General features: G+C 40.1%; 14 protein-coding genes. 10 read left to right on the top strand and 4 right to left on the bottom strand.

Annotated elements, in window-relative coordinates; genetic code table 11:
- The 9 genes from QRD02_RS11615 (at position 1) to QRD02_RS11575 (ending at position 11240) form a co-directional block, all read left to right on the top strand.
- Positions 1–474 (top strand): Fur family transcriptional regulator, encoded by a 474-nt coding sequence (locus QRD02_RS11615; RefSeq protein WP_290255123.1) that lies wholly within the window; start codon positions 1–3, stop codon positions 472–474.
- Between the two features lie 3 nt (positions 475–477).
- A complete protein-coding gene (locus tag QRD02_RS11610; RefSeq protein WP_290255122.1) occupies positions 478–1749 on the top strand; it encodes an adenylosuccinate synthase in 1272 nt (423 codons plus the stop codon).
- A 53-nt stretch (positions 1750–1802) separates the two neighbouring features.
- The gene (locus QRD02_RS11605; protein WP_435373039.1) at positions 1803–3509 is read left to right on the top strand and encodes an OstA-like protein; all 1707 of its coding nucleotides are present in this window, start codon (positions 1803–1805) and stop codon (positions 3507–3509) included.
- Positions 3510–3512: 3 nt separating this feature from the next.
- Complete coding sequence (locus QRD02_RS11600; protein WP_290255120.1) at positions 3513–4697, top strand: aspartate aminotransferase family protein; 1185 nt, start codon at positions 3513–3515, stop codon at positions 4695–4697.
- A 140-nt stretch (positions 4698–4837) separates the two neighbouring features.
- Positions 4838–6238, top strand: coding sequence for a tetratricopeptide repeat protein (locus QRD02_RS11595; RefSeq protein WP_290255119.1), 1401 nt, complete (start codon positions 4838–4840; stop codon positions 6236–6238).
- Positions 6239–6273: 35 nt separating this feature from the next.
- Positions 6274–7275 carry a DUF368 domain-containing protein gene (locus QRD02_RS11590; RefSeq protein WP_290255118.1) on the top strand — a complete coding sequence of 334 codons (1002 nt, stop codon included), beginning with the start codon at positions 6274–6276 and terminating at the stop codon, positions 7273–7275.
- Positions 7276–7309: 34 nt separating this feature from the next.
- The gene (locus tag QRD02_RS11585) at positions 7310–8332 is read left to right on the top strand and encodes a DUF368 domain-containing protein (protein ID WP_290255117.1); all 1023 of its coding nucleotides are present in this window, start codon (positions 7310–7312) and stop codon (positions 8330–8332) included.
- Positions 8325–9056: a shikimate dehydrogenase family protein gene (locus QRD02_RS11580; RefSeq protein ID WP_290255116.1), complete on the top strand. Its 732-nt coding sequence runs from the start codon at positions 8325–8327 to the stop codon at positions 9054–9056. The genes QRD02_RS11585 and QRD02_RS11580 overlap by 8 nt, the downstream gene beginning before the upstream one ends.
- A 102-nt stretch (positions 9057–9158) precedes the next feature.
- Positions 9159–11240, top strand: coding sequence for a DUF349 domain-containing protein (locus QRD02_RS11575; RefSeq protein ID WP_290255115.1), 2082 nt, complete (start codon positions 9159–9161; stop codon positions 11238–11240).
- A 62-nt stretch (positions 11241–11302) separates the two neighbouring features.
- Here QRD02_RS11575 and mazG read toward each other — a convergent pair whose 3' ends face one another.
- From mazG to ruvX, 4 genes are all read right to left on the bottom strand, one after another.
- Positions 11303–12076, bottom strand: coding sequence for a nucleoside triphosphate pyrophosphohydrolase (mazG, locus tag QRD02_RS11570; protein ID WP_290255114.1), 774 nt, complete (start codon positions 12074–12076; stop codon positions 11303–11305).
- A 123-nt stretch (positions 12077–12199) separates the two neighbouring features.
- Complete coding sequence (locus QRD02_RS11565) at positions 12200–12745, bottom strand: DUF5606 family protein (protein ID WP_353959579.1); 546 nt, start codon at positions 12743–12745, stop codon at positions 12200–12202.
- A 65-nt stretch (positions 12746–12810) separates the two neighbouring features.
- Positions 12811–13401, bottom strand: a complete 591-nt coding sequence (def, locus tag QRD02_RS11560) for a peptide deformylase (protein ID WP_290255113.1) — start codon at positions 13399–13401, stop codon at positions 12811–12813.
- 105 nt (positions 13402–13506) lie between these two features.
- A complete protein-coding gene (ruvX, locus tag QRD02_RS11555; RefSeq protein ID WP_290255112.1) occupies positions 13507–13917 on the bottom strand; it encodes a Holliday junction resolvase RuvX in 411 nt (136 codons plus the stop codon).
- Positions 13918–14045: 128 nt separating this feature from the next.
- Between ruvX and QRD02_RS11550 the strand changes: the two genes are divergently transcribed.
- Positions 14046–14861: a 2,3,4,5-tetrahydropyridine-2,6-dicarboxylate N-succinyltransferase gene (locus QRD02_RS11550; RefSeq protein ID WP_290255111.1), complete on the top strand. Its 816-nt coding sequence runs from the start codon at positions 14046–14048 to the stop codon at positions 14859–14861.
- Positions 14862–14947: the final 86 nt, after the last annotated feature.

The raw sequence follows: 14947 nt of genomic DNA, 5'->3' as shown, positions 1-14947 counted from the left end.
ATGAGTTCAAAAACAGACATAAACAATCAAGAAATAGTAAAGAACGTTTTCACGGGTTTTCTTGAGAAAAAAGGACACCGAAAAACACCCGAACGCTATGCCATTCTGCAGGAAATTTATGACCACGACGATCATTTTGACATTGAATCGTTGTACATAAATATGAAGAATAAAAACTACCGCGTTAGTCGGGCCACACTTTACAATACCATTGAGCTTCTTTTGGAGTGCGGGTTGGTGCGTAAGCATCAGTTTGGCCAAAATCAGTCGCATTACGAAAAATCCTATTTTGATCGTAACCACGATCACATCATCCTACAAGATGGCGAAGTAATTGAATTTTGCGATCCACGGATTCACAGCATAAAAAAAACCATTGAAGAGGTTTTCAATATTGAAATAACAAACCATTCACTTTATTTCTACGGAAATAAAAAATCCGCGAACGAGCAGGAAGCGGACAATTCACAATAAATTATGGCAGTAGATTTACTACTTGGATTGCAATGGGGCGATGAAGGCAAAGGAAAAATTGTCGACGTCCTAACAAAAAACTATGATATAATCGCGCGATTCCAAGGTGGTCCAAATGCAGGGCATACGTTGGAATTCGACGGAATAAAGCACGTGTTGCGAACAATACCATCAGGAATTTTCCATAAAAATTCCGTGAACCTCATCGGAAATGGCGTTGTGATAGATCCCGTAGTGTTTGTAAAGGAATTGGAAGCCCTTGATAAATACGATGTGGACTATAAAAAGAATTTGATAGTTTCTCGAAAAGCCCATATCATTTTGCCAACGCATCGCTTGCTCGACGCAGCCTCGGAAGCATCAAAGGGAAAGGCGAAAATAGGCTCAACCCTTAAAGGAATTGGTCCAACCTATATGGACAAAACCGGAAGAAACGGTATTCGCATTGGTGATTTGGAACTTGAGAATTGGCAAGATAAATACCGCGCCTTGGCCGATAAGCACGAGGCAATGATAGCCTTTTATAATGTGGATGTGCAATATGATTTAGCCGATCTCGAAGCCGAATTTTTTGCTTCCGTTGAAACGCTAAAAAACCTCAGGTTTATTGACAGTGAAGAATATCTGCACCAAGCCCAAAAAGATGGAAAAACCATTTTGGCGGAAGGCGCTCAAGGCTCCCTGCTCGATATTGACTTTGGAACCTATCCTTTCGTAACATCCTCAAACACTACTGCGGCTGGAGCCTGCACCGGTTTGGGAGTTCCGCCAAACAAAGTGCAAGATGTATTCGGAATTTTTAAAGCATATACAACCCGCGTTGGCAGTGGCCCCTTCCCTACCGAACTTTTTGACGAAGCCGGGGAGCGAATGGCAAAAATAGGAAACGAATTTGGTGCCGTTACTGGTCGCCCCCGTCGTTGCGGATGGTTGGATTTGGTAGCACTTCGTTACGCAGTTCAAGTAAACGGCGTTACCCAACTTATAATGATGAAGGCCGATGTGTTAAGTGGTTTTGAAAAATTAAAGGTTTGCACAGCCTATAACTATAAAGGTGAAATAATCCATCATTTACCCTATAATATAGAAGCCGAAAATGTAACTCCCATCTATACCGAAATGAAAGGCTGGAAGGCAGATTTAACCAAAATGGGCGAAGCTACCCAATTGCCAGACGCGTTGAATGACTATATAAGTTTTCTTGAAAAAGAACTGGAAGTACCCATCAAAATAGTTTCTGTAGGGCCGGATAGAAAGCAGACCATTCACCGGTAACCAATATTTTGTTGATATTTTCGTTCCCAATGAAAAATAAATTCTCCTTGAAGATATCACATCTCACCTTTTCCGTGTTTCTCATTTTCTGTGGCATTTCACTTTCCGCACAGGAAAAACAGAAGGTTGATATTCAATCCGGTTATTTGGAACTGCGGCCGGAATTTCCTGATGCCGCAATTTATACCAAGGATGAGACGGGGCAGGTATACATCATCCACGAAGGTGTAGAAATGTGGTGCGATCAAGCGTTTGTTTACCTAAAAAGCAACTTCGTAAAAGCTTACGGAGATGTACGCATTACCCAAGGCGACACAGTTTCAATGGCGAGCAAATATGCCGAATACAATGGTAACACACAGTTTGCCTTCGCAAGTGGCGATGTGGTTTTAACCGAACCAAAAACCACACTAACTACCGATACACTCTATTTTGACAGAATAAAACAACAAGCCTATTACCGCACCGGCGGCACCGTTCGCGATACCGCAAGCGTTTTGACAAGTCGCTCGGGAAGATATTTCGCGGAAAGCAAAAAATATCAATTTCTTCAAAATGTAAAGATTGTAAACCCAAAGTACACGGTGAATAGCAATCAACTCGATTTTTATTCCGACACCGGTGATGCCTATCTGTACGGTCCATCAACTATTGTGAGTGAAACCAGTACTGTTTATTGCGAACGCGGGTATTACGACACGCGGGGCGACACTGGTTATTTCGTCAAGAATTCAAAAGTAGATTATGAAAACCGAACACTTTTCGGAGACAGTATCTATTTCGACAGAAACAAGAGTTTTGCTTCGGCAACAAACAATATTCGGGTTTTGGACACTATAAACAAAAGCGTGATACGCGGTCATTATGCCGAAGTTTTTAGAGAAAAAGATTCGGTTTTTATAACAAAAAGAGCGGTCGCCATTACCGTTCGTGATGGCGATTCTATATACGTCCATGCAGATACGCTACGTGTAACGGGCAAGCCAGACAATAGAATTGTAAAAGGATATTATCGGGCAAGGTTATACAAACCTGGAAAAATGGGCGACGACCCAACCAGTGGAAAATGTGACTCCATTTATGTTAGCGAAAAACGCGGAATAACAAAACTGCTGCGAAATCCGGTTTTGTGGAGTGGCGAAAATCAAATGATTGGCGATACCATCCATATTCTTTCCGATACAATTACGGATAAATTAGACACCTTAAAAGTTTTCAACAACGCCTTTTTGGTGCAGAAAGACAGCATGGGCTATAATCAGGTGAAGGGGGAACGGCTAATCGGTCTGTTCACCAATAATGAATTGGACACTGTAAACATCAACAAAAATGCCCAAGTAATTTATTATTCCCGCAATGATAATGACGATTTGGTGGGTATCAATATAACCGTTTCCAGCTCTATTCAAATGTATTTGGAAGAACAGCAAATAACTGGAATCCGTTTTATAAAAAAAGCCGATGGAAAGGTTTATCCGCCATCAATGCTGCCCGAAAACGCACGAATTTTACCCGGTTTTCAATGGCGCGGCGACGAAAGATTGTTTTCAGTTGAAGATTTATTTAAAGGAAAACCCGCCCCCGTGCTTCCAAAAATAACGGGAATTCCACTACCAAAGGATGAAGGCCAGTTTTTTGAAGACATTCCCGAAGATAAAATTCAACTTCCGGCCGAATCCAAATTAACTCCGAAGGATTTGCAAAACAGACCCGATGATCCAAAAGCGGAAACTGCCCCCAACCCTACCGACGGGCCTTAAGAAATGAAAGAGGATTTCTACAAATATCAAGCACAAACCACACCGCATCCCTTGGCGTTAGAAATTTCACACGCTGAAGGAAGCTATATTTATGATACATCGGGCAAGAAACACCTGGATTTTGTGGCAGGTGTATCTGCCTGTACTTTGGGTCACTGCCATCCACGTGTTGTATCCGCGATAAAAAACCAATCAGAAAAATATTTGCACGTAATGGTTTATGGCGAATATATTCAACAACCGGCCGTTGAATTGACAAAATTGCTTTCGGCGAATCTTCCTAAAAATTTAAATACTACTTACTTAGTAAACAGTGGCACGGAAGCGATAGAAGGTGCGTTGAAACTTGCCCGCCGCGCTACCGGTCGAACCCAAATTCTGTATGCATATAATGCCTATCACGGAAATACTATGGGCGCAATGAGCGTGATGGGTTTTGAGGAACGCAAAAATGCTTTCAAGCCATTGGTGCCGAATTGTTTCCCCATTACTTTTAATGATGAAGCCGATATCCAAAAAATAACTTCTGAAACGGCCGCAATTATTTTGGAAACCATTCAAGGAGGCGCGGGATTTATACAGCCGGAAAATGGCTATTTGAAAAAAGTGCGTAAACGATGTGATGAAACCGGAACACTTTTGATTTTGGATGAAATTCAGCCCGGTTTTGGCAGAACCGGTAAGCTTTTCGCTTTTGAACATTTTGATGCCGAGCCCGATATTTTGGTAATGGGAAAAGGCATGGGCGGCGGTCTGCCCATTGGCGCTTTTACCGCATCTCACCAGGTTATGGCGTTTTTAAAGGATAACCCAAAATTGGGACACATCACCACATTTGGCGGAAACCCATTGATAGCGGCTGCCGCTTTGGCAACCTTACGAGAGCTGACAGAGACGCAAATTGTACAGCAAACTCTTGAAAAGGAAAAATTATTCAGAAAACTGCTGAAGCATCCATTAATAAAGGAGGTTCGCGGCAGAGGCCTGATGCTTGCTGCAATGATGGAAACACCCGAAATTGCTTCCGAAGTAATTCTTGCCTGTAAAGAAGAAGGTCTCATACTTTTTTGGCTTCTCTTTGAAGGCCGCGCCCTGCGCATTACTCCGCCACTTACTATTAGCGATGAGGAGATTGCGGAAGGTTGCAGATTGTTGCAAAACGTATTAAATCGTCTCAAAACCGATTAATCGGGTGCAATTCTTTTAATAATAGGAATTTATGGATTACTTTTCTGTTGATAAGTTCGTTAACAACAAACACGGCATAACTATTGAACTTATTTATACATTATTATCTTTAAAATAGAAGAAACCGTTAAACCGTGCGTATGCAATTAAGTTCAAACGAGCATAACAACTTCTCGCTGGAAAGATTCGAATCTATGCTGAAAACCAACAGCGTACTTTTCTTCGACTCCGAGGAATTTGAGGAAATAGTGCATCACTACCTTGAAAACGGAAAAATTGCACTTGCCAAAAAGGCCACCAAATTGGGGTTGGAGCAGCATCCATCATCCACAAATCTGAAGCTTTTCCAAATTGAAATGTACATTTTCGAAAATCAATTGGAAATTGCGGAGGAGCTTTTGGATGCGCTTTACCAATTGGAACAAAGCAATGAGGAAATTTACATTCAAAAGGCCAACATTTTGTCAAGGCGGGACAAACATAAAGAGGCCATTAGCCTTTTAGAACAAGCGCTTGAAATAACCGATGACGAAGCGGATGTTTTGTCATTGCTCGGAATGGAATATCTTTTTATGGAGGATTACGAAAACGCCAAATATTATTTTATGAAATGTTTGGAGGCAGATGAGGAAGATTATTCGGCCCTCTACAACATTATTTATTGTTTTGAATATTTAGATGAAAATGAGGCGGCTATTGACTATTTAAATGATTATCTAAATAAAAATCCCTATTGCGAAGTGGCTTGGCACCAAGTGGGCAAGCAATATTACGATCTTAAGGATTATAAAAAAGCACTGGCAGCATTCGATTTTGCCATAATCAGTGATGACAGCTTTATAGGCGCATATTTGGAAAAAGGAAGGGTGCTCGAAAGGATGAAGAAATATGCGGATGCAATAGAAAGTTACTCGGTCACCTTAAGCCTGGACGATCCTACCTCCTACGCACTATTGCGGATTGGGAAATGTTACGAAAAGCTAGGAAATACTGAAATGGCTCTTCAGTTCTACAATAAGTGCGTGGAAGAAGATTCCTTGCTGGACAAAGGCTGGATAGCGATTACCGATTTTTATTTTAAGAATAAACAATATCAAAAGGCACTTTATTTTATTGAAAAGGCAATAAATATTGATAGTGAGAATGTAAATTATTGGAAACGCTACGCTAAAATAAATAATAAGCTAAACCTTTTTGAAGAAGCTGAAGTTGGGTATCGAAAAGCTTTGGAACTGGGCAATTACGAACTGGAATCCTGGTTGACCCGTGGCGACATTTTAATCAATTTGGGAGAGTTTGAAACTGCCGTAAATAATTTCAATCAAGCTTTGGAATTTTATCCCGAACACCCCGAAGTTGAATACCGCCTTTCCGGAATTTATTATTCCCTAAATGAAAACGATAAAGGAGCCTTCCACTTAAAAAATGCCCTAAAGGCTGAGCCTGAATTCTTGTTGATAATTGAGGAACTGTTCCCTTCGGTGTATCAAATGAAAACGGTAAAGGAAATAATAAGGCAGCACAAAAATCCTTCGCTTTAATTTGTGTATTTTTGAGGCTATTTGAAAAAAACATTATGCCTCAAAGAAATTTTCTCCAATATTTAACAGTAACTGCCAAGGGCCTAGCAATGGGCGCTGCCGATGTTGTTCCCGGCGTATCTGGAGGTACTATCGCCTTCATTTCCGGCATTTATGAAGAATTAATAGAAACCATCCACAATATAGATCTTGGTTTCTTCCGGAGTTGGAAAAAAAATGGCTTTTCCACAGCATGGAAACAGTATAATCTGTCATTTTTAGTGGCTCTTTTCGCCGGGGTTTTTATCAGTATTATTTCACTTGCTAAATTAATCACTTGGCTTTTGGAGGTTTATCCCATTCTTGTTTGGTCTTTTTTCTTCGGGCTTGTGATTGCAAGTATTGTGTATGTGGGCCAACAAATAAAAAACTGGAGTATAGGGATAGTCATTGCCCTTATTGTTGCATCAATCTTCTCCTATTTTATAACTATCGCAGATCCGGTCGGCTCCCCAGATAGCAACTGGTTTTTGTTTTTAGCTGGGTTCGTTGCCATTATAGCCATGATTCTTCCAGGAATTTCCGGCGCCTTTATACTCCTATTGTTAGGCGCTTACACTACGGTTATTGGCATTGTCACCCAATTGGGCGATGGTATTACAACCTTTAACGGAACCCTCTTTTTAAGTGCGCTCACAAAACTTATAATTTTCGGAACGGGTGCAATTGTGGGCCTAAAAATGTTTTCACGGATTTTAAATTGGATGTTTAAGCACCATAAAAATATTACATTGGCGGTACTCACTGGTTTTATGGTTGGCGCACTGAACAAAATATGGCCGTGGAAGGAAGTCTTACAGTATAGAATGAATCATACCGGCGAAAAGGTTCCATTTATTGAGCGCAGTGTACTTCCTCAAAATTATGATGGAAATCCACAAGTGCTCTATGCTCTTTTATTTGTGGCAATTGGTTTTTTCACTATCTTTTTATTGGAGCGAATTGCTGTAAAAAAGGGAACCATTACCCTTGAAAATGACCCTCCGCAAAAACTTTGAATTTGTGAAATAAAAATAAATCGGCAACAATCAAATGTACGAAAACCGCTCACTTTCCGATAAAGCTTGGCTTGTTCTAAAAGGCATCATTATGGGAGCAGCCAATAAAGTTCCCGGCGTTTCGGGCGGTATGTTTGCATTTGTGGCAGGGTTTTATGAGGAATTTATTTATTCACTTCAAAAGATAAACAAGAAAGCCTTTAAACTTATTTGGGGCGGTCGTTTTAGAACTTTTCATAAATATGTGAACGGCCAATTTTTAGGCCTTCTGATTTTGGGAATGGTAATTAGCTATTTCAGTGTTTCAAAAATTCTGGACTTTCTAATAAAACACTATGAACTGTACGTCTGGAGCTGGTTTTTCGGGATGATTTTGGCATCCATTTACTATATTGCCAAGGACTTTGGCGCGTGGCATCGCAAGTATTTAGCGTATTTACTTTGTGGCATCGCAGTGGGTGTGGCTATAAGTTTTTTAGAGCCGGCAAAGGAAAATAGCAATCTAATTTTTGTTTTTTTCTGTGGCATTATAAGCGTGTCGGGAATGACATTGCCCGGCCTTTCGGGATCCTTCATTTTAATTCTTTTAGGTAACTATGTACTGCTTTTGGTGGATTCCGTTAACGCCCTTTTTGATACCATTGCCAATATTTTTCAATGGGATTTTAGCTGGTTTTATAATCCCGAAAGAATTGAACTTCTGAAGGTTTTGGCCGTTTTCTCCCTGGGTTCCTTAGTAGGGTTGGTTTCGCTTTCGCACTTGCTAGCGTATGTTTTGAAGCGATATAAAAAAGCGACTTACGCCGTTATTATTGGCTTCATCGCCGGGTCATTGGGCGTTGTTTGGCCCTGGAAGGAAACAAAATATGAACTCGACGCCACGGGAAACCATATGTTGGACGCCAAGGGAAGGGAGATAATTATTGGCTATGACCGTTTTTTTCCATCCGACTTCGGGAGCGAAACTATTTTTGCCATTCTCTTTGTTCTTTTCGGAGTGCTGATAGTACTCGGGCTGGAGTGGTATGGCATCTATAAAAAAAACCAACATGTCTAAATTTGGATTGATAGGAAAAAACATTGACTATTCTTTTTCGAAAAAATTCTTTTCCGAAAAATTTAATAGCGAAAACCTGCCCCATTCCTATCAGAACTTTGACTTACACTCTATTGCGCTTTTACCAAAAATTATTTCGGAAACGCCTTCCTTAAAGGGTTTAAATGTTACTATTCCTTACAAGGAAGAAGTAATTCCATTATTGGATGCCATGGACGAAACTGCCCAAAAAATTGGCGCCGTGAACACTATTAAAATTTCTGAAGAAAATAAACTTATTGGCTTTAATACCGACCATTACGGATTTCAAAAATCCCTTGAAAAATTTTTTCCGCTTCCGAAAAAAACTGCATTAATTTTAGGCACAGGGGGCGCTTCAAAAGCGGTGGCCTATGTTTTGGAGAAACTAGACTTTAGTTTTAGTTTTGTGAGTCGAACCGAAAATATGCATTCCATTAAATACGAATCGCTGAACAAATCGGCAATTGAAAATCATTTTCTTATTATTAATTGCACGCCGCTGGGCACCTTCCCCAATATTCACGAATATCCCGCAATTCCATATAACTTTTTGACCCCAGACCATCTATTATTCGATTTAATTTACAATCCTTCCGAAACCGAATTTCTTAAACAAGGAAAAATCAGGGGCGCAAAAACCAGCAACGGTCTATCAATGTTAGAGTTGCAAGCTGAAAAATCTTGGGAAATTTGGAATTCATAAATTTTACCAAAATATCCCCAAAAAAACGCCCCGTTCTTTGCCAGTTGCGCAGTTGTTAGTATCTTGACCCATTAAGAAATAGGAACTTTAACATTGAAACAAATGTCCGACGAAAAATTGCCACAGGATACTTCGGCTTCGCTAAATAATCAGGAAAACGAAAAGAAAAAACCATTTACCGAATCAACGGAAGAAACTAATGCTGATTCCGAAAACGTTGAATCTAATGTAAATGAAACTACTGCGGAAATAGAAAAATCCGAAGCAGTGAATGAGGAAACCGACAACATAGACTCTGAAGATATTGCAGAAGAGAATATGGTTGCAGATGCAATGATTGAGGAAAAAAAATCGGTTGAGAATCCTGCAAACGAAAAGGTAGACGCTACCGAGGAGGGAGATGATGAAGAAGAAGTAGCCTCCTCCGAAGATGAAGAAGCGGATGACGATCACGAGGAAAAAGCACAAAAGGACTATAGCACACTTTCGGAAAGTGAATTGGTTGCAGCATTGGACACACTGCTGAAAACGAAGAAAATTCAACATATTAAGCACGATGTGGAAGAAATTCGTTCGGAATTCAATAACAAATTCAACGACCAACTGGAGCAAAAAAAGGAAGAATTTTTGGCTGAAGGCGGCAATATTATTGATTTTCATTACACCACCCCATTAAAAAAAGAGTTCAATTCCCTTTATTTTGATTATAAAGAGAAACGAAACAATCACTATAAAAATCTTAAGAAGGACCTTCAAGCAAATTTAGACAAGCGCTGGGAGCTAATAGAGGAACTGAAAAGTCTTTTGAGCGCCGAAGAAAATATCAACACCACCTACAAACATTTTAAGGAAATTCAGGAAAAATGGCATTTGGCCGGCGCAATTCCGCGTGATAAATACAACACTGTCTGGAATACCTATCATCACCACGTTGAAAATTTCTACGATTTTCTTCATTTGAATCGTGAGTTCCGCGATATGGATTTCAAGCATAATCTCGACTCAAAATTAAAACTTATCACCCGCGCCGAGGAACTTGCACAGGAAAGCGACATAAACAAAGCTTTCCGGGAACTGCAAATGCTACACAAAATGTGGAAGGAAGAAATTGGGCCAGTTGCTAAAGAATATCGAGATGAAGTTTGGGATAAATTTAGCGAGGCGACCAAAGTTATCCACGACAAACGCCAAGAGCAATTGGCCGATATGGAAAAGGATTTCGAAGCCAATTATGAAAAGAAAAAACAAATAGTTGAAGAAATAATACAGGCCACCGAAGAAGCAAAACCGAGCCACCAAGGTTGGCAAAACGCAATTAAGAAAGTTCAGGAACTGCGCGATTCCTTTTTCAATACCGGGCGCGTGCCAAGGGAAAATAACAAAGAAATTTGGAAAGCCTTTAAAGATGCTACTAGCGACTTTAACCGTCAAAAAAACAGTTTTTATAAAAACCAAAAAAAGGACCAATTTACCAATCTTGAGCAGAAGCGCGAACTAATTAAAATTGCTGAGGAAAATAAGGACAGTGAGGATTTTGAAGCAACAACCGCTTTGATGAAAAAAATTCAAGAGGAGTGGAAAAGTATCGGCCACGTGCCACGAAAGGATAGTGACAAAATCTGGAAACGCTTTAAGAAAGCTTGCAACCATTATTTTGACAGGTTACATGCACAGAAAAATGAAGCGGGCAAGGAGGAATTGGCAAATTTTGAATCCAAACAGCAAATGCTTGAAAAACTTTCTGCCTTTGAAATGAGCGGTGACCATAAAGAGGACCTAAAATCGATAAAAGAATTTATAACCGCATGGAAAGAAGTTGGTCGCGTTCCATATAACAAGCGAAATATTGAACAGAAATTCAACAAAACATTGGATGCGCTGTTCGGAAAATTAGATTTAGGGAAAAAGGAAACGGAGCTAATAAAATTTGACAATAAATTAAATACACTTGTCAATCGCGACGACGACAGAAAATTGCAGAACGAACATTTCTTTATTTCAAAAAAGATTGATGAAACCAAGGATGAAATCCGCCAATTGGAAAATAATCTCGGCTTTTTCCATCACGTAGATGAGAATAATCCTTTGGTGAAAGAAGTTCACAAAAACATTGAGCGCCACAAGGAACAGCTCGAGGTTTGGAAGGCGAAGCTTTCAAAAATTAAGGAAGTTCGGGAAGATTAATTATAAAATGCCAGACGTGAATCTGGCATTTTTTATTACAATAAACTCCCGCTGAATACTAACTACTCTTTTTTAGCTTCGTTCCAAAAAATATCCATTTCAGCCAAGGTCATATCCTTTAATGATTTGTTCATTTCCTTGGCTTTGCCTTCCAAATATTGAAAGCGTTTTATGAATTTTTTGTTAGTCCGCTCGAGAGCGTTTTCAGGATTCACCTTTAAAAATCTGGCATAATTTATCATTGAAAAAAGAACATCGCCAAATTCGGCTTCTATCTTTTCTTTGTTGTTTTCGTTTAATTCGTGCTGAAGCTCGCCCAATTCTTCCTGCAACTTTTCAAAAACCTGTTGTGGCTCTTCCCAATCAAACCCCACTCCGGCGACCTTCTCTTGAATTCTACTCGCTTTTACCAAGGCTGGCAATGATTTCGGGACGCCTTCCAAGACGCTTTTTTTTCCTTCTTTTAATTTTAAATTCTCCCAATTCCTTTTAACTTCCTCTTCATCAGCAACTTTCACATCGCCATATATATGGGGATGTCGGGATATCAATTTTTCACAAATATCATTGCACACATCCGCAATGTCAAAATCATTGGTCTCACTTCCAATTTTCGAGTAAAAAACGATATGCAACAATACATCGCCCAGTTCCTTTTTCACCTCCTGTAAATCCTGCTCCAGAATGGCATCGCCCAACTCATAGGTTTCCTCAATGGTCAATGGCCGCAGTGTTTCCATAGTTTGTTTCTTGTCCCACGGACATTTTTCGCGTAGCTCGTCCATAATGGTCAACAATCTGTTGAAGGCTTGTAGCTGTTCTTTGCGGGAATTCATAGTTGTTTTGGACTTTTAGTTGCAGGTAGCAGATTAAGGACTTTAAAATTTCTTATTAAGTAACAAAAAAATCCCGTAAGCCAACAGCTTTCGGGATTTAACTTATAAAATAATTGTTCAATTCTAGGTTTTGCGTGATGCGGCGTTTTTGGTAGCTCCTCCTTTTTTGGTTGAGGAAGCTTTTGGATTGGCGGTTTTGGCAGCTGCTGTTTTTGGGCCAGCGGCTTTTTTGGTAGTGGCAACTTTTGCCTCCTTTTCCTCTTCCTTTGGCGCCTCTTTCGGTGTAGAAAAATCGGAAAGGCCGTTTTTCACAAGTAAGTTATACCATTGCACCATCTTTTTGATATCACTGGCGTAAACCCGATCTTCATCATAATCTGGCATCACTTCGAAGAAAAATTCCTCCAGCTCTTCCTTTGAAGCCTTATGGCTAAGGGTTTCCTTTCCATCTTCCTTTTCAGAAATTTTCTGAAAAACCTCTCGAAGTGGCACTTCTTCCTTAAGGGTATAAACCGCAATTTCCGAAAGAAGACTCACGTTCTGGCGGCCACTTACATTTATTGTTTTGCCATCCAAAAGCGATTCTGCCAAAAAACCGGTTCGCGTTTGGGTTTTCAATTTATATAACCCAGGTTTCCCTGAAATGGAAAGCACTTTTTCTAAACTCATAAAATACCTTTAAAATGATTTATTGGATGCAAATATCTTTGGTTTGATTTATATATACAAGCGAGTTAACGTTTCTTTTTTGCGTTTGGGAATTTCATTCGGTAATCCACGCTAATGTTTCCTTTTGAAATATTGGCCAGTTTGCCTTTAATTAACCTTTTTTTCAGCGGTGAAAGCTTATCAGTAAAGAGTATTCCCTCAATATGGTCATATTCATGCTGAATGATTCGCGCTACAATTCCGTTGAAGGATTCCTTATGTTTTTTGAAATTTTCGTCCTCATATTCGAGCACAATATTGCGCTGTCGGAAAACATCCTCACGCACTTCGGGAATGCTGAGGCAGCCTTCGTTAAACGCCCATTCATCTCCCGTTTCCTCTAGCATGCGCGGATTAATAAAAACTCTTTTAAAATCAGCCACAAATTTCTGTTCCGCTTCCGAAAGATCGTCATCATCCTCAAAAGGCGTGGCATCCACCACGAAAAGACGGATGGGTTCCCCTATTTGCGGCGCGGCAAGGCCAATGCCTCGGGCGTCGTACATGGTTTCGAACATATTTTCAATAAGCTCATCCAGTCTGGGAAAATCTTTTGTTATCGTTTCGGTTTCCTTTCTTAAAACCGGGTCGCCGTAGGCTACTATTGGGAGAACCATTTTTATTTTTTATTAATATTTCTAATTATTTTAAGTCGATAAGATAATAGATTTTTGATGCTGCAGATTCTAAAATGTAATCTTTCTATCTTCAACTATCAACCATCAACTATTGTAAAGATATTGTTGCAGAATTATCGTTGCGCTAATTTCATCAACCAAAGCCTTGTTTTGGCGCTGCTTCTTTTTTAGGCCGCTGTCTATCATTGTTTGGAAGGCCATTTTGCTGGTATAACGTTCATCAATGCGCAGTATTTTCATTGCCGGAAATATTTCAGAAAATTTCTTTAAAAATGTTTGAATTTCTTCTTCAATGCCGGAATGTGTGCCATCCTTTTGTTTTGGCTCGCCAACTAAAACCAGTTCCACATTTTCCGAAGCAATATATTTCTTCAGGAAATCCATCAATTCTGAAGTGGAAACGGTTGTTAAACCCGAAGCAATAATTTGCAGCTCGTCCGTAATGGCGATACCTGTGCGCTTGCTCCCGTAATCCAATGCCAAAATTCTTCCCATATCGACGGCAAAAATAAGGGTTTCGGAAATAGTATGCTAAAAATGGTAAGTTAATTGAGATTGAGGTTTTATATTTGTGGCAAGCTGCACGCTTTAAAAAATAATGAATTTAGCCAACTTCAAAAAAAATGACAGATCTTCAAAAAACTATAGAACAGGCCTGGGAAAATCGCTCCCTATTAACCGAAACAGATACAATTGTCGCCATTCGAGAGGTTGTTAATTTGTGTGATGAGGGAAAACTGCGCTGCGCCGAACCGACCTCCGATGGATGGAAAGTTAACGAATGGGTTAAAAAAGCTATTGTGCTCTATTTTCCAATTCAAAAAATGCGCACTTTGGAGGCTGGAATATTTGAATATCACGATAAAATTCCTCTGAAATCGGGCTATGAAGCCAAAGGTATTCGCGTTGTTCCGCATGCGGTGGCGCGTCATGGAGCTTATATTTCCAAGGGCGTAATTTTGATGCCAAGTTATGTAAACATCGGTGCCTATGTGGATGAAGGTACAATGGTGGACACTTGGGCTACAGTGGGCAGTTGTGCACAAATTGGCAAAAACGTTCACCTTAGCGGTGGCGTGGGCATTGGCGGAGTTTTGGAACCTTTGCAGGCCGCCCCGGTAATTATTGAAAACAGCGCTTTTATCGGATCCCGATGTATTGTCGTGGAAGGCGTTCGCGTTGGAAAAGAGGCCGTCCTTGGCGCAAATGTGGTGCTTACCGCTTCCACTAAAATAATTGACGTAACGGGGGAAAATCCTTTGGAAATAAAAGGTTACGTTCCCGAACGTTCCGTCGTAATTCCAGGAAGTTATACGAAGAAATTCCCAGCTGGCGAATATCAAGTGCCCTGCGCCTTAATTATCGGAAAACGGAAAGAAAGCACCAATTTAAAAACATCCTTAAATGACGCCTTGCGCGAGTATGGTGTTGCGGTTTAGACTGCGGAAAATATTTATTCCGGCAGCGGCCATTAAAAAAATTTATGGGGAATTAAGAGGCGAGGAAGAATTTTGTGGATTCTCTA

The sequence above is a fragment of the Aequorivita aurantiaca genome (assembly GCF_030410135.1).
GTDB lineage: Bacteria > Bacteroidota > Bacteroidia > Flavobacteriales > Flavobacteriaceae > Aequorivita > Aequorivita aurantiaca.
Note: the sequence above shows the minus strand (reverse complement) of the source record. Positions and strands in the feature narration are given on the sequence as shown.